This is a genomic window from Streptomyces sp. NPDC041940 (genome assembly GCF_055589465.1).
In genome coordinates, this window is sequence record NZ_JBVJBP010000001.1 from 197,922 (window position 1) to 216,981 (window position 19,060).

Annotated in this window: 13 protein-coding genes, 3 tRNA genes and 1 pseudogene; 11 read left to right on the top strand and 6 right to left on the bottom strand. The window is 71.1% G+C overall.

What is annotated here, in order from left to right:
- Nucleotides 1–65 precede the first annotated feature (65 nt).
- Nucleotides 66–374 carry a hypothetical protein gene (locus ACZ6I3_RS00865; protein WP_399023629.1) on the bottom strand — a complete coding sequence of 103 codons (309 nt, stop codon included), beginning with the start codon at nt 372–374 and terminating at the stop codon, nt 66–68.
- A gap of 170 nt (nt 375–544) precedes the next feature.
- Complete coding sequence (locus tag ACZ6I3_RS00870) at nt 545–1,231, bottom strand: SanA/YdcF family protein (RefSeq protein WP_469410716.1); 687 nt, start codon at nt 1,229–1,231, stop codon at nt 545–547.
- A gap of 152 nt (nt 1,232–1,383) precedes the next feature.
- On the opposite strand from ACZ6I3_RS00870, the gene ACZ6I3_RS00875 reads away from it, so the two are divergent.
- From ACZ6I3_RS00875 to ACZ6I3_RS00895, 5 genes are all read left to right on the top strand, one after another.
- A complete protein-coding gene (locus ACZ6I3_RS00875; RefSeq protein ID WP_469410717.1) occupies nt 1,384–2,154 on the top strand; it encodes a sirohydrochlorin chelatase in 771 nt (256 codons plus the stop codon).
- A gap of 116 nt (nt 2,155–2,270) precedes the next feature.
- Nucleotides 2,271–3,548, top strand: a complete 1,278-nt coding sequence (locus ACZ6I3_RS00880; RefSeq protein ID WP_469410718.1) for a deoxyguanosinetriphosphate triphosphohydrolase — start codon at nt 2,271–2,273, stop codon at nt 3,546–3,548.
- 134 nt (nt 3,549–3,682) lie between these two features.
- Complete coding sequence (locus ACZ6I3_RS00885) at nt 3,683–4,948, top strand: NAD(P)/FAD-dependent oxidoreductase (protein ID WP_469410719.1); 1,266 nt, start codon at nt 3,683–3,685, stop codon at nt 4,946–4,948.
- 29 nt (nt 4,949–4,977) lie between these two features.
- A complete protein-coding gene (gene dnaG, locus ACZ6I3_RS00890; protein WP_469410720.1) occupies nt 4,978–6,900 on the top strand; it encodes a DNA primase in 1,923 nt (640 codons plus the stop codon).
- Nucleotides 6,901–6,986: 86 nt separating this feature from the next.
- Nucleotides 6,987–8,264 carry an RNA polymerase sigma factor gene (locus tag ACZ6I3_RS00895; RefSeq protein ID WP_469410721.1) on the top strand — a complete coding sequence of 426 codons (1,278 nt, stop codon included), beginning with the start codon at nt 6,987–6,989 and terminating at the stop codon, nt 8,262–8,264.
- Between the two features lie 138 nt (nt 8,265–8,402).
- Here ACZ6I3_RS00895 and ACZ6I3_RS00900 read toward each other — a convergent pair whose 3' ends face one another.
- The 4 genes from ACZ6I3_RS00900 to ACZ6I3_RS00915 all read right to left on the bottom strand — a co-directional run bounded on the left by ACZ6I3_RS00900 (nt 8,403) and on the right by ACZ6I3_RS00915 (nt 14,109).
- Complete coding sequence (locus ACZ6I3_RS00900; RefSeq protein WP_469410722.1) at nt 8,403–10,331, bottom strand: ABC transporter ATP-binding protein; 1,929 nt, start codon at nt 10,329–10,331, stop codon at nt 8,403–8,405.
- Nucleotides 10,331–12,064 carry an ABC transporter ATP-binding protein gene (locus ACZ6I3_RS00905; protein ID WP_469410723.1) on the bottom strand — a complete coding sequence of 578 codons (1,734 nt, stop codon included), beginning with the start codon at nt 12,062–12,064 and terminating at the stop codon, nt 10,331–10,333. The genes ACZ6I3_RS00900 and ACZ6I3_RS00905 overlap by 1 nt, the downstream gene beginning before the upstream one ends.
- Before the next feature lie 113 nt (nt 12,065–12,177).
- Nucleotides 12,178–13,629: a xylulokinase gene (locus tag ACZ6I3_RS00910; protein ID WP_469410724.1), complete on the bottom strand. Its 1,452-nt coding sequence runs from the start codon at nt 13,627–13,629 to the stop codon at nt 12,178–12,180.
- A 174-nt stretch (nt 13,630–13,803) separates the two neighbouring features.
- Complete coding sequence (locus tag ACZ6I3_RS00915) at nt 13,804–14,109, bottom strand: YtxH domain-containing protein (protein ID WP_469410725.1); 306 nt, start codon at nt 14,107–14,109, stop codon at nt 13,804–13,806.
- A 160-nt stretch (nt 14,110–14,269) separates the two neighbouring features.
- Between ACZ6I3_RS00915 and ACZ6I3_RS00920 the strand changes: the two genes are divergently transcribed.
- From ACZ6I3_RS00920 to ACZ6I3_RS00945, 6 genes and pseudogenes are all read left to right on the top strand, one after another.
- A tRNA-Asn gene (locus ACZ6I3_RS00920) sits at nt 14,270–14,342 on the top strand.
- A 5-nt stretch (nt 14,343–14,347) separates the two neighbouring features.
- Nucleotides 14,348–14,420, top strand: a tRNA-Asn gene (locus ACZ6I3_RS00925).
- Between the two features lie 190 nt (nt 14,421–14,610).
- Nucleotides 14,611–14,684, top strand: a tRNA-Ile gene (locus ACZ6I3_RS00930).
- Between the two features lie 371 nt (nt 14,685–15,055).
- Entirely contained in the window at nt 15,056–16,906 is a 1,851-nt protein-coding gene (locus ACZ6I3_RS00935) for an alpha/beta fold hydrolase (RefSeq protein ID WP_469410726.1), read from the top strand.
- 39 nt (nt 16,907–16,945) lie between these two features.
- Nucleotides 16,946–17,350 (top strand): annotated as a pseudogene (locus ACZ6I3_RS00940) (alpha/beta hydrolase); the annotation flags it as partial.
- A 166-nt stretch (nt 17,351–17,516) separates the two neighbouring features.
- Nucleotides 17,517–19,010, top strand: coding sequence for a SpoIIE family protein phosphatase (locus ACZ6I3_RS00945; RefSeq protein WP_469410727.1), 1,494 nt, complete (start codon nt 17,517–17,519; stop codon nt 19,008–19,010).
- Nucleotides 19,011–19,060 lie beyond the last annotated feature (50 nt).

Here is a 19,060-nt window from a genome sequence, read left to right on the forward strand (position 1 = left end):
GCGGGAGCCCCGCTCCCACCCCCGGCCGCGTTCAGGGACCGTGCCTGGTCAGGGCACGGCCCCGGTCAGCACTCGTACGCGTAGTACGGCTCGTCGCCCACGTCCAGACCGATCCTCCCGACGCCGCCGGGGCCGATCTGGATGCACGAGGGGTCGAAGCCGTCGACTTCCACGCTGGCGGAGATGGTGTGCCCGCACACGTTGTGGATGTCGGCCCACCACTGGCCGGAGGCGCCGAGCTTCGCGCAGCCCGGCTCCGGGGCCTTGACCGCCGCGGCCGCCACGGGCGCCGCCGAGGCGGTCCCCATGGCGGCCGGTACGGCCAGCAGCGCGCCCGCGGCGGCCATCACCAGCGCGGAGCGAAGTCGAGTCATGAGATGTCCTTTCCCCCAGTTCGCGACGGCGGCCCGATCCGCCGCCGCACGGCGAAGACACTAAGCGTGACCGCGTGAACACGCAGAGCGCCCGGGCTGTATTTCATGCCCTGGGGTGAAATGTGCGCGTCAAACCCGCTCCGGCAGAACGTCCTGATTCATCCGACAGGCTATTCGGCCGTGGCCAACGCCCGCTCCACACCCGGCTCCTGAGGCCCGAGGAACCGGGGATCCGGCCGGAACACCGCGTCCAGTGCCGCCTTCCCGGCCGCGAAGATCTCCCGGGCGCCGCCGTAGTACCAGGTCGCGTCGTGCACCGCGTCCACCCCGACCCCGTACGACTCGACCCCCGCCGCCCGGCACAGCGCCACCGCCCGCCGGATGTGGAAGCCCTGGCTGATCAGCACGGCCTCGTCCACACCGAAGATCTTCTTCGCGCGCACGCAGGAGTCCCATGTGTCGAACCCCGCGTAGTCGCTGACGATCCGCCCGTCGGGCACCCCGTGCCGCGTCAGATACCCGCGCATCGCGTCCGGCTCGTCGTAGTCCTCGCGGCTGTTGTCCCCGGTGACGAGCACCACCTCCACCCGCCCCTTCCGGTACAGCTCCGCCGCCGCGTCCAGCCGGTGCGCGAGGTACGGCGACGGCTCCCCCTCCCACAGCCCCGCCCCGAACACCACCGCCACATCGGTACGCGGCACGTCCGCCGCCGTCCGCAGCCGGTCACCCGCCACCGCGTACATCCAGGTCGCCGGAAGCAGCGCGAGCACGCACCCGGCCATCACGGCCTGTACCAGCCGCCGCTGCCCCCGGCGGGTACGCGGCAGCCTCGGTCTGCGGAACTTCGGAGCACGCATCGGACAGGTCCCTCCCCAGGTCGGTCTGACCTTCGAGGACGTCCGATCGGCCCGTCCGGTTCACCGCCGGGTGTCCCCGACGGTGAACCGCCGGAAAACACCTGTGACCCCCACGCAACGGGGAGGCAACGTGGCGCGGCGACCATCGGTACATGCCCAGCCAGCTCAGCCTCGTCCCGCCGACCGCGGCCCGCCGCCCGGTCCCGCCCGCCCTCGTCGTCGTGGCGCACGGCAGCCGTGACCCGCGCGCGCTGAGCACGGTCCGCGCCCTCCTCGACCGGGTCCGCGCGCTGCGCCCCGGCCTGCCGGTGCACCTCGGGCACATCGAACTGAACGCCCCCCTGCTCCCCGACACGCTCGCCGCCCTCGGGGACACGGAAGCGGTCCTCGTCCCGCTCCTCCTCAGCCGCGGCTACCACGTCAAGCAGGACATCCCCGAGATGGCGGCAGCCTCCCCGGCCCGCACGCACCTGGCGGCCCCCCTGGGCCCGCACCCCCTCCTGGTGGACGCCCTCCAGTCCCGCCTCACGGAGGCCGGCTGGGGCCGCACACCCCGCGGCACCAGCGCGGTCGTCCTCGCCGCTGCGGGCTCCCGCGACCCGGACGCGAAGCGGGACACCGCCCGCACGGCCCACCTCCTGGCGTCCCGCCTGGGCGTCCCCGTCCTCCCCGCCTACGCCTCGGCCGCGACCCCGACGGTCGACACGGCCGTCCGTACCCTCGTCGCGAGAGGCCGCCACCAGATCGCCCTCGCGTCCTACTTCACGGCCCCGGGCCGCTTCGCCACGGAGTGCGCCCAGCAGGCCCCCTGGATAGCGGCGTCCCCCCTCGGCACCCACCCGTCGATGGCCCGCCTCCTCCTCCACCGCTACGACGAGGCTCTGGCGAAGTCGCTGGCTACAAGGGAACTGGCCTCGGCCTAGAACGCCAGGTGGCGCAGTTCCCTCAGGGGCGCGGGGAACTGCGCGACAAGCCACGACCACCCCGCACCCGCCCGAATTCAGAACCCGGCACAGGCACAGGCGCATACTGTCGACACATGGACGGCACCGCACAACACCCCCCGGCCTACGACCCGACGTCAGTCGACCGCTGGGCCCAAGAACCCGACAAACGCCCCGGCCGCACAGCCTTCCAGCGCGACAGGGCAAGGGTCCTGCACTCTGCCGCCCTGCGACGCCTCGCCGGCAAGACCCAGGTCGTGACGCCCGGCACCATGGGCCCGGCCTGGGACGCCAGCCCCCGTACCCGCCTCACCCACTCCCTCGAATGCGCCCAGGTCGGCCGGGAGCTGGGTGCGGCCCTCGGCTGTGACCCGGACCTCGTGGAAGCCGCCTGTCTCTCCCACGACCTGGGCCACCCGCCCTTCGGGCACAACGGCGAACAGGCCCTCAACGAGTTCGCGGCGGACTGCGGCGGCTTCGAGGGCAACGCCCAGTCCCTCAGGCTCCTCACCCGCATCGAGCCCAAGCGGTTCACCCCCGAGGGCTCCGTCGGCCTCAACCTCACCCGTGCCGCCCTCGACGCCGCCACCAAGTACCCCTGGCCGCGAGGCGCCCACCCCACCGACCCGGACTCCCCGAAGTTCGGGGTCTACGAGGACGACCGCCCCGTCTTCGACTGGCTCCGCAAGGACGCCCCCGGCACCCGCACCTGCTTCGAGGCACAGGTCATGGACTGGGCCGACGACGTGGCCTACTCGGTGCACGACGTGGAGGACGGCCTGCACGCCGGCCACATCGACCCGAACTGCCTGCACGCCGACCCCGAACGCCAGGACGTCTTCGAGGTCGCCCGCGGCCGCTACGTACCGTCCGACACCGACCCCGCGGAACTCGCCGAGGCCCTGGACGGGCTCCTCGCCCAGGAGTGGTGGCCGCACGGCTACGACGGCACCGCCGTGGCCCAGGCCCGGCTGAAGGACGCCACCAGCCAGCTCATCGGCCGCTTCTGCCTGGCCGCCGAGTCCGCGACCCGCGCCGCGTGGGGTACCGGACGGCTCACCCGGTACGCCGCTGAACTGGTCGTGCCGCGCCGGGCCCGGATGGAGTGCGCCGTCCTCAAGGCCGTCGCCGACCTCTACGTCATGCAGCGCGCCGAGCAGGAACGCCTGCGCGCCGACCAGCGCGTCGTCGTGGCCGAACTGGCCGAGGCGCTCACCGCCCGCGCCCCCGACGGCCTGGACCCGCAGTTCCGCGCCCTGTTCGACCAGGCGCCGGACGACCGTGCGCGCAAGCGGGTGATCGTCGACCACATCGCCTCCCTCACCGACACGTCGGCCCGTTCGCTTCACGCCCGTCTGACGGGGCAGGCATGAGACTGACGCGACGTCCGGGACGTGAGCACCCCCGAATGTGACCCTCCGTGGCCTGATCGGGTCACTCCCTCTTCCCGCATCACGCTCCGTGCGGGACGCTCGCAAGTGGCGACATCATTACGAGGAGGCATCAAGTGGTCGACGCGGATCAGACATTCGTCATCGTCGGAGGCGGACTGGCAGGCGCCAAGGCAGCCGAGACGCTCCGCACGGAGGGCTTCACCGGCCGCGTGATACTGATCTGCGACGAACGTGACCACCCCTACGAGCGCCCGCCCCTGTCCAAGGGCTACCTCCTCGGCAAGGAGGAACGCGACAGCGTCTTCGTGCACGAGCCCGCCTGGTACGCGGCCAACGACATCGAGCTCCACCTCGGCCAGACGGTGGACGCGATCGACCGCACGGCGAAGACGGTCCGCTTCGGCGAGGACGGCACCGTCGTCCGCTACGACAAGCTGCTCCTGGCGACCGGCGCCGAGCCCCGCCGCCTCGACATCCCGGGCACGGACCTGGCGGGCGTGCACCACCTGCGCCGCCTCGCCCACGCCGAACGGCTCAAACACGTCCTGGCCAACCTCGGCCGCGACAACGGCCACCTCGTGATCGCGGGCGCCGGCTGGATCGGCCTGGAGGTCGCGGCGGCGGCCCGCGAGTACGGCGCCGAGGTCACGGTCATCGAACCCGAGGCGACCCCGCTGCACGGCGTTCTCGGCCCGGAGCTCGGCGGGCTCTTCGCCGAGCTGCACCGCGAGCGCGGCGTCCGCTTCCACTTCGGCGGCCGGCTCACCGAGATCGTCGGCCAGGACGGCATGGTCCTCGCGGCCCGCACCGACGACGGCGAGGAGCACCCGGCGCACGACGTCCTGGCCGCGATCGGCGCGGCCCCCCGCACCCACCTCGCCGATGCGGCAGGCCTGGAGATCGCCGACCGTGCCCACGGCGGCGGCATCGTCGTCGACGAGCGGCTGCGCACCTCCGACCCCGACATCTACGCGGCCGGCGACGTGGCCTCCTTCCACCACGCCCTCTTCGAGACCAGCCTGCGGGTGGAGCACTGGGCCAACGCGCTGCACGGCGGACCGGCGGCCGCCCGCTGCATGCTCGACCGCGAGGTGACGTACGACCGCGTGCCCTACTTCTTCTCCGACCAGTACGACCTGGGCATGGAGTACTCCGGCTGGGCGCCTCCGGGCACCTATGACCAGGTGGTGATCCGCGGGGACGCGGGCAAGCGCGAGTTCATCGCCTTCTGGGTGAAGGAGGGCCGCGTCCTGGCCGGGATGAACGTCAACGTGTGGGACGTCACAGACAAGATCCAGCACCTGATCCGCACCAAGGCCCAGGTGAACACGGAGTCGCTGGCGGACCCGCACGTTCCGCTGGAAAACCTGGCGCCGTAGGCCCGCTCCGGCCCCCGTAGAATTCACGCGTGGCTGGACGGATCAACGACGAGGACGTGAAGGCGGTACGGGACGCGGTCCCGATCGACGCCGTGGTGTCCGAGTACCTCCAGTTGCGCAACGCGGGCGGCGGGAACCTCAAGGGTCTCTGCCCGTTCCACGACGAGAAGTCGCCCTCCTTCCAGGTCAGCCCCAGCAAGGGGTTCTTCCACTGCTTCGGCTGCCAGGAGGGCGGCGACACCATCACGTTCGTGATGAAGATCGACCACCTCTCCTTCTCGGAGGCGGTCGAGCGCCTGGCCGGCCAGGCGGGCATCACCCTGCGCTACGAGGAGGGCGGATACAACCCCTCCCACCAGCGCGGCGAACGGATCCGCCTGGTCGAGGCCCACAAGATCGCGGCGGAGTGGTACGCGGAACAGCTCGCGACGTCCCCCGAGGCCGACACCGGCCGGGTCTTCCTCGCCGAGCGCGGCTTCGACCAGGCCGCCGCCGTCCACTTCGGCGTCGGCTACAGCCCCCAGGGCTGGGATCACCTCACGCGCTTCCTGCGCGGCAAGGGCTTCACCGACAAGGAGCTCCTGCTCTCCGGGCTCGCCCAGGAGGGCCGCCGCGGCCCCATCGACCGCTTCCGCGGCCGTCTCATGTGGCCCATCCGCGACATCGGCGGCGAGGTCGTCGGCTTCGGCGCCCGCAAGCTCTACGAAGCGGACAACGGCCCCAAGTACCTCAACACGCCCGACACGGCGATCTACAAGAAGTCCCAGGTCCTCTACGGCATCGACCTGGCCAAGAAGGACATCGCGAAGTCGAGCCGCGCGGTCGTGGTCGAGGGCTACACGGACGTCATGGCCTGCCACCTGGCCGGCGTCACCACGGCCATCGCCACCTGCGGCACCGCCTTCGGCGGCGACCACATCAAGATCCTGCGCCGGCTCCTCATGGACAACGGCTCGGCCCGCGTCATCTTCACCTTCGACGGCGACGCCGCCGGCCAGAAGGCGGCCCTGCGCGCCTTCGAGGACGACCAGAAGTTCGCCGCCGAGACGTACATCGCCATCGCCCCGGACGGCATGGACCCCTGCGACCTGCGCCTCGCCAAGGGCGACGAGGCCGTGGCCGACCTGGTCGAACCCCGCACCCCGCTCTTCGAGTTCGCCCTGCGCCAGATCGTCGCCCGCTACGACCTCGACACCCCGGCGGGCCGCGCCGCCGCCCTGGACGAGGCGGCCCCCATCGTCGCCCGCATCAAGAACAGCGGCGCCCAGCACGAGGTCGCCGTCCAGCTCGCCGGCATGCTCGGCATCCTCGACACCCAGTTCGTGGTCAAGCGCGTGGCCCAGCTGGCCCGCTGGGCCCGCGACCGCGGCGGCAAGGGCCCGGCCCCCGACCGGCACCAGCAGGCGTCACCCCAGTACGCCTCCGCCCAGCGGTCCGCCGCCCCCCGCGGCCCGGCCCTCAACCTCCGCAACCCCGTCTTCGCCACCGAACGCGAACTCCTCAAACTGGCCCTCCAGCGCCCGGAACTCGTCTCCCCGGCCTTCGACGCCTACGGAGCCGACGAGTTCACCGCCCCGCCCTACACCGCCGTCCGCATGGCCATCCTGGACGCCGGCGGCGCCGAACTGGGCGTCGAGGACCCCCAGGACTACCTGGTCAAGGTCCGCGAGGCCGCCCCCGACGACGCGGTCCGCGCCATGGTCACCGAACTGGCCGTAGAGGCGATCATGCTCCACAAGGGCGTGAAGGGCGTCGACGAGGTGTACGCCGGCGCCCAACTGGTCACCGTCCGCCGCCGCGCCGTGGAGCGCCGCATCCGGGACATCACCGGCCAGCTCACCCGCCTCAGCACCCACGGCGACCCGGCCCAGCTCGCCGCCGTCCAGAACGAACTCTGGGTCCTCCAGCAGTACGACCAGACCCTGCGCGAACACGGCGCCGCCGCGCTCTGAGGTCACCGCGCGGTCACGTCCCGGATGCAAAAAGTCATCGCACGCCCCTCGTGGCGACGATGTGTCTTCCCCCACACTGGGTTGCGGTGCCTGAGTCCTCGGAGCGCGGCCGATCCGTCACCCACGGGTCCCAGACCCCCGCGGTTCCGCTCATCGCGTGCGGGACGGAAAGCGGCGAGGCCGTCGACTCCGCCCCCGAAGTACCGCTGCCGCCCGCCTTGGCAGCGATCATCCTGGAGGTCGCCCCCGTGCAGACCCAGACCCTCACCCAGACCGACGCCGATGGCGCGCCGGACGCGGAGGCCGACACCCTCCCGGCGGTTCCGGCGCAGAGCCTCGTCGTGCACCACCCCGAGACGGAACCGGAGCCGGAGGAGCCGCCCGCCGAGGCCATCGAGACGGCCGAGGCTCCCGAAGCCGTCGTGCGGCCGCCCGTCCGCACCGAGAGCGGCAGTCCCTCCTCGGACCTGTTTCGCCAGTACCTGCGGGAGATCGGCCGCATCCCCCTGCTGACCGCGGCCGAGGAGGTCGAACTCGCCCGCCGGGTCGAGGCCGGCCTGTTCGCCGAGGAGAAGCTGAGCAACACACCCGATCTGGACAGCCAGTTGGCGCTGGACCTCGACCGGCTCGTCGTCATGGGCAGGATGGCCAAGCGCCGGCTCATCGAGGCGAACCTGCGGCTCGTCGTGTCCGTGGCGAAGCGGTACGTCGGGCGCGGGCTGACCATGCTCGACCTCGTCCAGGAGGGCAACCTCGGCCTCATCCGGGCCGTCGAGAAGTTCGACTACGCCCGCGGCTACAAGTTCTCCACCTACGCCACCTGGTGGATCCGCCAGGCCATGTCCCGCGCCCTGGCCGACCAGGCCCGCACCATCCGGGTCCCCGTCCACGTCGTGGAGCTCATCAACCGCGTCGTACGGGTGCAGCGGCGGATGCTCCAGGAACGGGGGTACGAGCCCACGCCCGAGGAGGTCGCCGCGCACCTGGACCTGGCGCCGGAGCGGGTCAGCGAGGTCCTGCGTCTCGCCCAGGAGCCCGTGTCGTTGCATGCGCCGGTGGGCGAGGAGGACGACGTCGCCCTCGGCGACCTCATCGAGGACGGCGACGCGACCAGCCCCGTGGAGTCGGCCGCGTTCCTCCTCCTCAGGGAGCACCTGGAAGCGGTCCTGTCGACCCTGGGGGAGCGGGAGCGGAAGGTCGTCCAGCTCCGCTACGGGCTGGCGGACGGCCGCCCCCGCACCCTGGAGGAGATCGGCCGCATCTTCGGAGTGACCAGGGAACGGATACGCCAGATCGAGTCCAAGACCCTGAACAAACTCCGCGACCACACCTTCGCGGACCAGCTGAGGGGCTATCTGGACTGACGCCGCCCGCGCCCCCGGTGGGGGCTGGTCGCGCAGTTCCCCGCGCCCCTGAAGGGGCTCAGCTGCACGTACCTCAAGGGGCGCGGGGAACTGCGCGACCAGCCACGACGGGCCCGCGGCCGCCCCACGACACGCGACTCAGTCCACCTCGGCCACCGCCTGCGCGAACTGCGCCTTGTACAGCCGCGCGTAGGCCCCGTCCGCCGCCAGCAGCTCCCCGTGCGTGCCCTGCTCGACGATCGAACCGTTCTCCATCACGAGAATCGCGTCCGCGTCCCGGATCGTCGACAGCCGGTGCGCGATGACGAACGACGTACGCCCATGGGCCAGCTTCGCCATGGCCTTCTGGATCAGCACCTCGGTCCGGGTGTCGACCGAGGACGTCGCCTCGTCCAGCACCAGGATCACCGGGTCGGACAGGAACGCCCGGGCGATGGTGATCAGCTGCTTCTCGCCCGCGCTGACCCCGGTCCCCTCGTCGTCGATCACCGTGTCGTAGCCGTCCGGCAGCGTACGGATGAACCGGTCCGCGTGCGCGGCCCGGGCCGCCTCCTCGATCTCCCCCCGGGTCACCTTCCGGGACGCCCCGTACGCGATGTTCTCCGCGATCGTGCCGCCGAACAGCCAGGTGTCCTGGAGCACCATGCCGATCCCGGCCCGCAGTTCGTCCCGGGACATCCGCGCGATGTCGACCCCGTCGAGGGTGATGCGCCCGCCGGTGACGTCGTAGAACCGCATCAGCAGATTCACCAGCGTCGTCTTCCCGGCGCCCGTCGGCCCGACGATGGCCACCGTGTGCCCGGGCTCGACCTTCAGGGACAGGTCCTCGATCAGCGGTGTGTCGGGGTCGTAGCGGAACGACACCCGCTCCAGCGCCACCAGCCCGCGCAGCTCCTCGGGCCGCACGCCCGGCACCGGATCGGCCCCCTGCTCCTCCGCGTCCAGCAGCTCGAAGACCCGCTCCGCCGAGGCGACACCCGACTGCACCAGGTTCGCCATGGAGGCGACCTGCGTCAGCGGCATCGAGAACTGCCGCGAGTACTGGATGAAGGCCTGCACATCACCGATGGACAGCGAGCCCGAGGCGACCCGCAGCCCGCCGACGACCGCGACCAGCACGTAGTTGAGGTTCGACACGAACATCATCAGCGGCTGCATGACCCCGCTGTTGAACTGCGCCCGGAACCCGGCCTCGTACAGCGCCTCGTTCTGCTCGGCGAACTGCCGGGCCGACTCCTCCTGCCGCCCGAACACCTTCACCAGGGTGTGACCGGTGTACATCTCCTCGATGTGCGCGTTCAGCTGGCCCGTCGTACGCCACTGCTGCACGAAGTGCGGCTGCGACCGCTTGCCCACCCGCGTGGCGATGACGAACGACAGCGGCACGGTCACCAGCGCGACCAGCGCGAGGATCCAGGAGACCCAGAACATCATCGCGAGGACGCCGATGATGGTCAGCACGGAGTTGATGAGCTGCCCCATCGACTGCTGGAGCGTCTGCCCGATGTTGTCGATGTCGTTCGTGGCCCGGGACAGCACCTCGCCGCGCTGACGCTTGTCGAAGTACGACAGCGGCAGCCGCGACAGCTTCGTCTGCACGTCCTCCCGCATCCGGAACATGGTCCGGTTCACGGCCCGGTTCACCAGCCGTGTCGCCACCGCCATCAGCAGTCCGGCCACCGCGAACACGCCCAGCGCGAGCAGCAGCACATGTCCCACGGCCGTGAAGTCGATGCCCTGGCCCGGGGTGAAGTCGGTGCTGCGCAGCATGTCGGCGACGTCACCGTCCCCGCGCTCCCGCATGGAGTCGAGGACCTGCTCCTTGCTCGCCCCCTCGGGCATGTCCCGCCCGACGATTCCCGCGAAGACCAGGTCGGTCGCCTTGCCGAGGATCTTCGGCCCGACGACGCTGAGCCCGACGCTCAGCACCACGCACAGCAGCAGTACGCAGATGGTCACGCGCTCCGGCCGGAACCGCGCGACCAGCCGTTTGCCCGACCCCTTGAAGTCCAGCGAGCGCTGGTCGGGGCCGCCCCCGGCCATCATCCGCCCCATCGGCCCGGCCATCAGGCAGCCTCCGCTTCCGTGAGCTGGGAGAGCACGATCTCCCGGTAGGTCTCGTTGTCCGCCATCAGCTCGTGGTGCCGGCCGGTGCCGACGACCCGGCCCTCGTCGAGGACGACGATCCGGTCGGCGTCCCGGATGGTCGCCACCCGCTGGGCGACGATCACGACGGTCGCCTCGGCGGTCTCCTCAGCGAGCGCGGCCCGCAGGGCGGCGTCCGTGGCGTAGTCGAGCGCGGAGAAGGAGTCGTCGAAGAGATAGATCTCGGGCCGCTGCACCAGCGTCCGGGCGATCGCCAGCCGCTGCCGCTGACCGCCCGACACATTCGTCCCGCCCTGCGCGATCGGCGCGTCGAGCCCGCCCTCAAGCCGCTCGACGAAGTCCTTGCCCTGCGCCACCTCCAGCGCGTGCCACAGCTCCTCGTCGGTGGCGTCCGGATTGCCGTAGCGCAGGTTCGTCGCCACCGTGCCCGCGAACAGATACGGCTTCTGCGGCACCAGCCCGACGGTCCGCGCGAGCAGCACCGGATCGATCTCCGCCACCCCGACACCGTCCACGAGCACCTGCCCGTCGGTCGCGTCGAACAGCCGCGGCACCAGCCCGAGCAGTGTGGACTTGCCGCTGCCGGTCGAGCCGATGACGGCGGTCGTCTCGCCCGGCCGGGCGAGCAGGTCCACGGCCCGCAGCACCGGCTCCTCGGCCCCCGGATAGCGGAAGCCCGCCCCCCGGATCTCCAGATGCCCGTGCCGGCGCAGCTCCCGCACCGGCGCCGACGGCGGCACCACACTCGACGAGGTGTCCAGCACCTCCTGGATCCGCTCGGCACACACCTCCGCGCGCGGCACCATCATGAACATGAAGGTGGCCATCATCACGGACATGACGATCTGCATCAGATAGGCCAGGAACGCCGTCAGATCACCGATCTGCATACCGCCGCTGTCGATGCGGTGCGCGCCGAACCACACCACGGCGATCGACGACAGGTTCACCACCGTCATGACGATCGGGAACATCAGCGCGAGCAGATTGCCGGTGCCCAGCGCGAAGTCCGTGAGATCGGTGTTGGCCTTCCGGAAGCGCTGCTGCTCGTACTCGTCCCGGACGAAGGCGCGGATCACCCGGTTGCCGGTGATCTGCTCGCGCAGCACCCGGTTCACCGTGTCCAGCCGCTCCTGCATCGCCCGGAACAGCGGCCGCAGCCGCCGCACGATCAGCGTCACGCAGACGCCCAGCACCGGCACGACCGCCACCAGCACCCCGGACAGCGGAACGTCCAGCCCGAGCGCCAGCACGATGCCGCCCACGCACATGATCGGCGCCGACACCATCAGCGTGAACGTCATCAGCGCCAGCATCTGCACCTGCTGGACGTCGTTCGTCGTACGGGTGATCAGCGTCGGCGCCCCGAAATGACCCACCTCGCGCGCGGAGAACGACTGCACCCGGTCGAACACGGACGCCCGCACGTCCCGCCCGAGCGCGGCGGCCGTACGGGCGCCGTAGTACACGGCACCGATGTTGGTGACGACCTGGACCAGCGAGATGCCGATCATCAGGCCGCCGTAGCCCACGATGTAGCCGGTGTCACCGTTCACGACACCCTGGTCGATGATGTCCGCGTTCAGCGTGGGCAGGTAGAGCGTGGCGCAGGTCTGCAGGAACTGCAGCAGCACCAGCAGGGCTATGGGTTTCTTGTAGGGCCTGAGATAGGTCCGCAGAAGTCGTATGAGCACGCTGCTTCTCTCGGAGTGGGCGACGGGGCGGTTGGTTGCCCCTGGCCCCTATCGTCGAACACTCCACCCGCGTTACCTCAACCGAATTAACCCAACAGGGCCTCCGGACCCTCCTACCGAAGCGCTCCGGGATGCGTCTGCTCCCGCACCGCCACGAACTGCTGCCGCACCGCCTGCCCCACGGCCAGGTCCTCCCCGGGATCCAGCACCTGGGCGACCGCGCCCTGCCAGGTCGGCGGGGTCCGCGCGTCGAGCGAGCCCTGCGACACCCCGAGCGCCCAGGCCGCCTGGCGGGCCGCGCCGATCGCGGCGTAGTCCGCGGGCTGCGGCACCACGACCTGCGTCCCGAACAGCGAGGGCGCTGCCGCCTGCACGGCGGGCAGTTCGGCGGCCGACCCGAGCAGGAAGACCCGCCGCACCTCCACACCCCGGCCGCGCAGCACGTCCAGCGCGTCCGCGAGCCCGCACAGCATGCCCTCGAACGCGGCCCGCGCCAGATGCTCCGCCTTCATCGACTCACGCCTCAGCCCCGCCAGGGTCCCGGCGGTGTGCGGCAGATTAGGCGTCCGCTCGCCCTCCAGATAGGGCAGCAGCACCAGCCCGTGCGACCCCGGCGTCGACTTCATCGCCAGGTCGGACAGGCTCTCCAGATCGGGCAGCCCGAGCAGCTCGGCGGTCCCGCGCAGCGTCCGTACGGCGTTCAGCGTGGTGACGACCGGCAGGTGCATGCCGGTCGCGTCGGCCAGCGCGGTGATCATCCCGGAGCCGTCGACCAGCGCCTCGGGGTGTACGGCCATCACGGACCCGGACGCGCCCAGCGACACGACCGCGTCCCCGAGGCCGATGCCCAGGCCGAACGCCGCCGCCATGGTCTCGCCGGTCCCTACGGAGATCAGCAGCCCCTCCGGGGTCCGGCCGGCCGCGTCCGCCGGGCCGATCACCTCCGGCAGCATCGCCTGCTGCCCGAGCGCCAGCTCGACGAGATCGGTCCGGTAGCCGCCGGTCGCCGCCGACCAGTACCCGGTGCCGGACGCCCCGCCCCGGTCGGTGGTTCTTCTGACCGGCCGGCCCAGCAACTGCCACACCAGCCAGTCGTGCGCCTGCAGGAGGATCGCGGTGCGCTGCGCGTTCTCGGGCTCGGTCCGGGCCAGCCAGCGCAGCTTCGTCACCGGCTGCGCGGCCTGCGGCACACAGCCCACCGCCTGCGCCCACGCCTCGCGTCCGCCGAGCGCGTCGACCAGATCGGCCGCCGCGACCTGCGTCCGCTTGTCGCTGCCGACCATCGCGGGCCGCACGGTGTTGCCCTGCGCGTCCAGCGGCACGACGGCGTTCTGCTGCGCCGACACGCCGATGGCCTGCACGCCTTCGAGGAGCCCGCCGCCCGCGGCCTCGCCCAGGGAGAGCAGCCAGGCCTGCGGATCGACGTCGGACGGCCGGCCGCCGCCCTCGGGGCTCTCCACCGGATGCTGCGCATATCCCTGCCTGAGCACGGCTCCGGAGTCCGTGTCACAGACGACGATACGAGTGAATTCGGGTGAACTGTCCAACCCGGCGACTATCCCCATGGCCAAAATTCTGCCGCACGCTCCGCTCGGGTCGGGCCGTGGGCGCTGTGGGGGTGTGTCGCCGAGTCTGTGTGCGGGCGCGTTGTGGCTGGTCGCGCCCACGCGGCGGAGCCGCACATCGATACAGCCCCGCGCCCCTGAGGCAGTGCCCCGCCCGGCGTCACAGCAGAACTGTCACGTGTTACTGGTCCCCCAGTCGTCCTCGCCGCCGTTGTGGGTGGCGCGGTCGCGGAGGTGGCGGACGCGGTCGGCCACCGACTCGGGGACGCGGTCCCCGACCTTGTCGCTCACCACGTGGTACGCCTTGCCGGCGAACTCCCGGCCCTGGTGCGCCGCCGACTCCGCGGTGTTGCGGACGGCGGGGTTCTGCGCGAACTGCTGGGCCGTCTTCTTCAGCTGCTCGTAGCGCTCGCGTCCGGCCCTCGTGCCCAGCACGTAACCCAGGACGGCTCCGGCGACGAACGTGAGCCGGTAACGCATGGCGGCCACCCTTCCCTTGCGTAGGTCTCCTGTGCGGTGTCGGCGCCCCGCCGGGTACCGATTGGCGGAGCACCCCCCTGCTTGCGCTAATGTATGTGTCGCAGCGAGCGAGCGCCCCCTGGCGAATACCCAGGTAGGTACGTTCGATGCAACGAGGCATTCCTCGGTAGCTCAATTGGCAGAGCAGCCGGCTGTTAACCGGCAGGTTACTGGTTCGAGTCCAGTCCGAGGAGCTCGGTCCTCCGTAGCTCAATTGGCAGAGCAGCCGGCTGTTAACCGGCAGGTTACTGGTTCGAGTCCAGTCGGGGGAGCATGGTGAACGAGGACCCCTCTCAGGGGTCCTTTTTCATGTCCGTTCCGATCTTCTGGGAACCGCGCGGAGCCCGTCGCAGTCCTCATGGTCACGAAGGCCGTGCGAAGCCGCCCAGCCGAAGCAGGAGATCGTATGAGCGGCTATGCTGCGGCAGACGGCGCGCACACATGTACGCGACACGCCGCTATGGGGCGGTAGCTCAGCCGGTTAGAGCAGCGGACTCATAATCCGTCGGCCGTGGGTTCGAGTCCCACCCGCCCCACTCCAGCAGAATCGTCGTGACCTGCTGAAACGACCCGCCGTAAGCTCCTTCGTTTGGCTTACAACATGTGGCTTACAACATGGCCCACGAGCGCCTTCGCGCCGGCGCGGTAGCGGCGCATGACAGCGTCAGGGACGGCTGTCAACGGGCTTGTCTCCGACCGAAGTTGACGATGAGTAGAGAAGCCCTCCGGTAGCGCGCGTCGCGCGTGGGGGGCTTCTGGCGCGTTGGTGACGGGTGGACGTGCTTCTGTGCCCCTGTGCAGCCCTGCTGTGGTGATGGAAGGGATCAAGAGGCCGGGGTCTCCGGCAGACAGCAGGGTGCCGACCGTCGCCCACGTCCGGTCGGCGACAGCGAGAGGACGGGCTTCGTTGAGCCACCCCCAGGAAGACGACGCGATCACCACGGTCACCACAGCGCAGCTGAGCCGGATCGCCGAGCAGGGCGTCTACGCTTCGCCCACGTCGCTCGATCCGGCCGCGGCCAATGTCGCCGCGGCCCTGGTCGCGACGCTGAACGGCACGACCGAGGAAGCGGTGCTGCCCCCTGACCTCCAGGAGCTGACGGAAGAGGTCCGGCGGAAGGCGACCATCGGCTTCCCCCGCATCACCGCCGACGACGGAGTACGGCTGTCGGCGCACACGATCAAACTGAACACCGACGAGCCCCGGCCCGTGGTGATCGTGCCCTCGGGCTGGACGCCCTTCGGCTGGGCCTTGTTCGAGTACACGTACCTCCAGCTGGCGCTGCGCGGCTACCACGTGCTGGCCTACACCCCCCGTGGCATCGGCTACACGATGCGCCTCCCCGGCGGCGGCTACATCGACGCCCCGTTCACCTCCGGGGGCACGATCGATGTGGCCGGCCCCGCGGACTGGGCCGACGGTTCGACCGTCATCGACTACGCCCAGCAGCACTTCAACCCGAGCGCCATCGCCTTCCTGGGCGAGTCGTACGGCTCGGGCATCAGCCAGCTGGTCGCGGCGCACGACCCGGCGGGACGGGTGGCCGCGGTGGTCGCCCTGAGCACCTGGGGAGACCTGGCCGACAGCCTCTACCTCCACGACACCCGGCACCTGGCGGCGGTGGACGCACTGATCGACTTCACCGGCGGCCCGCCCGAGCGGAAGTTCGACCCGGCCACCCAGCAGTTGCTGGCGGACTTCCAGGCCGGCCAGAACCTCGACGATGTCGTGGCCTGGGGCAAGGAACGATCGCCGTCCTCGTACGTCGACCTGACCAACGCCCGCGGCGTGCCCACGTTCCTCTCCAACACCTGGCACGAGACGCTCTTCCCGGCCAACCAGGTCGTCGAGCACTTCGGTCAGCTGACCGTGCCCAAGCACCTCAACCTGTGGATCGGCGACCATGCCGCGCCGGAGGGCGCCGGTCTCACCGTCCCGCTCAGCGGCCCGAACGCGCCGGTCGAGGAGGCGCTCGCCTGGCTGGACCACTATGTGGGCGGGGTCGCGAACGACGTGCCCTCCTGGTCCGAGGTCCGCAGCCAGATCATGTTCACCTACGAGACCCGGACCGATCCGGACACCGGGAAGAACGTCATCACCGTGCCGGCCGTGCGCGAGTCCAGGCAGTCCTGGGCGGACGTCACCACCTCCGTCGAGCCCTGGTACCTCACCGCCTCGTCGGACCGTCCCGACGGCGTTCTGGGGACGGCTCCGCGGACGGGCTGGGCACGGGAGTTCACCGCCGGGCAGTCGACCGACTGCACCGCCGTGGACGCCATCATCACCACCGGCCAGGCCGAGTGGAACGGCAACCCCAAGAGCTACCAGCCGGACAAGTTCGACCGCCGCAGCCTCGCGGTCTTCACCAGCGACCCGATCGCGGCAAGCGGCGACGGCGACGGCGGCGGCACCGGTGAGGCCCGCCGGATCCGGGGCATCCCCGAACTCACGCTGACCGTGCGCAGCTCCGCCGACTCCACCACCCTCGTCGCCTACCTCTACGACGTCAGCCCCGACGACACGGCCCGCATCATCACGCACGAGCCCCTCACCCTCACCGGTCTGACCCCCGGCCAGGACCGCACCAGCACCTGGAGGTTGCAGGCCGCCGGATACGACCTGCCCCCGGACCACCGGCTGATGCTGGCCATCACCAGCAAGGACCCCCTCTACTCCGACGCGAGCGTCGAAGGCAGCACCACCACGATCACCTCGCCCGACAACCGTCCCTCCTTCCTGGCTCTGCCCCTGGGATGACCGCACGGCCCTGCTCCGTGGCAGCCGGCCACGGAGCCCTTCACCCTCGGCGAGATCCCAGGCACCCTGTGGACGCCGGGCTCCGCTGGATCCGCGGCGTACGGCTACGCGGCGGCCACCATCGACGCCGCCGGGTGCGGTGACCGGCCCCGTTTCGCCGCCGACGAGCAGGCCCGCGCCGACATCCGCCGGGGCGATCCAGGCCGGCGAGCCGGTCGACGAGATCTTCGAGTCCTGTATCGGCCCGCTGGTCGAGAAGGCGGTCCCGGACTGGCGGCCCCCCTGGATGCCCTCCTCGCGCTGCCCGGGATCGGCGGCCCGGTCGGGTACTCGGGGCGGACCGCCGTCGGCATTCGGCTGGCGGTGGCCGAGCCGCGCATCGCGGCCGCCGGATTCTTCGCCGGGGATTACGTGCCCCGCGCCCAGCGCGAGGAGGTCCGGCAGGCCGGCGGCAGATGACAGGCAGGTGCCGGGTGGGGTGCGGGCTCTTCGGCAGTGTGGGCGTGCACGCGTGGGTGGCGGCGGGGGACGATGGGATGGCCGGGGTGCCGGTGCGTGGTCGGACCCGGCGGGACGGCGGCCTGGTCGGCGGCCGGAAGGAGCCTGGGGTATGGGTGCGACCGAACCCTTCCGGGACGGGCCCGGCGCGGCGGGTGTGGTCGCGTCCACGCCGGGTGGCCTGCTGGACGTACTGAACGTGGCGGCCGTCCTCCTCGATGCCGAGGGCAGGATCGATCTCTGGAGCCCGCAGGCCGAGATCCTCTTCGGCTACAGCGCCGAGGAGGCCCTGGGGCAGTACGCGGGCCGGCTGCTGATCGACGAGGAGCACCTCGACACGGTGCTGGCGCTGTTCGCCCAGGTCATGCGGGACGGCAAGAGCTGGGCCGGGGTCGCTCCCGTCCGGCACAAGGACGGCGGCACGCGCATGGTGGAGTTCCGCAACATGCGGTTGCAGGACGACCAGCGCGACTTCTGGGCGCTGGGTCTGGCCACCGACCAGGAGACCCTGCGGCAGGTGGAGCGGAACCTGGCCCTGTCCGCACAGCTGGTGTCCCAGTCACCGATCGGGCTGGCCATGCTGGACACCGACCTCCGGTACATCTCCGTCAACCCCGCCGAGGAACGGATGAACGGCGTGCCGGCCGCCGAGCACATCGGCCGCCACATCCATGACGTGCTGCCCTATGTGGACCAGTCCTTCGAAGCCGCCATGCGTGAGGTTCTGGCGTCCGGGACGCCGGTCGTGGACCAGTACACAGTCGGCCGTACGGCGGCCGACCCGGACAACGATCACGCCTGGTCGATCTCCTTCTACCGGCTCGAGTCCCCCAACGGGAAAGTGCTGGGTGTGGCCACCTCCAGCGTCGACGTCACCGACCGGCACCGCGCCGTGGAGGAACAGCGCCGCATCGCCCTCACACTCCAGCGCAGCCTGCTGCCCCACCCCCCGCCACAGCGGCCCGGTCTCGACGTCGCCTGCCGCTACCGTCCGGCCCAGGCCACGATCGAGATCGGCGGCGACTGGTTCGACGTCATCCCCCTGAACGGCGACAAGACCGCCCTCGTCGTCGGCGACGTCATGGGGAGCGGTGTCACGGCCGCGGCCACCATGGGACAGCTGCGCACCGCCACCAGGACCCTGGCCGATCTCGATCTGCCCGCCGACCAGGTCCTGCACCACCTCGACCACATCACGGACGGCATCGACACCATCGCCACCTGCGTCTACGCCGTCTTCGATCCGCACACCGCGCGCTGCCACATCTCCCTCGCCGGGCACCTGCCGCCCGTCCTCCTCCGCCCGGACGGCACACGCGAGCTGCTCGACACACCCACCGGCGCGCCCTTGGGAGGCTGCGGCATTCCGTTCGACTCCACCTCCATCGACTTCGGACCGGGGGACCAGCTCGTCCTCTACACCGACGGCCTCGTCGAGACCCGCGACCAGCCGATCGACGTCCGGCTGGACGCCCTTCTCGATGTCCTCGACGACCCCGACCGCTCCCTCGACGCCACCTGCGACCTGCTTCTGCACTCCCTGCGCGCCGAGGGAGACCTCGATGACGTGGCCCTGCTCATCGCCCGGGCCAAGGCGGGGGCGTGACCCCGCACGGACGGCACTGACCGCGCGTAGACGCCCAAAAGGGATCAAAA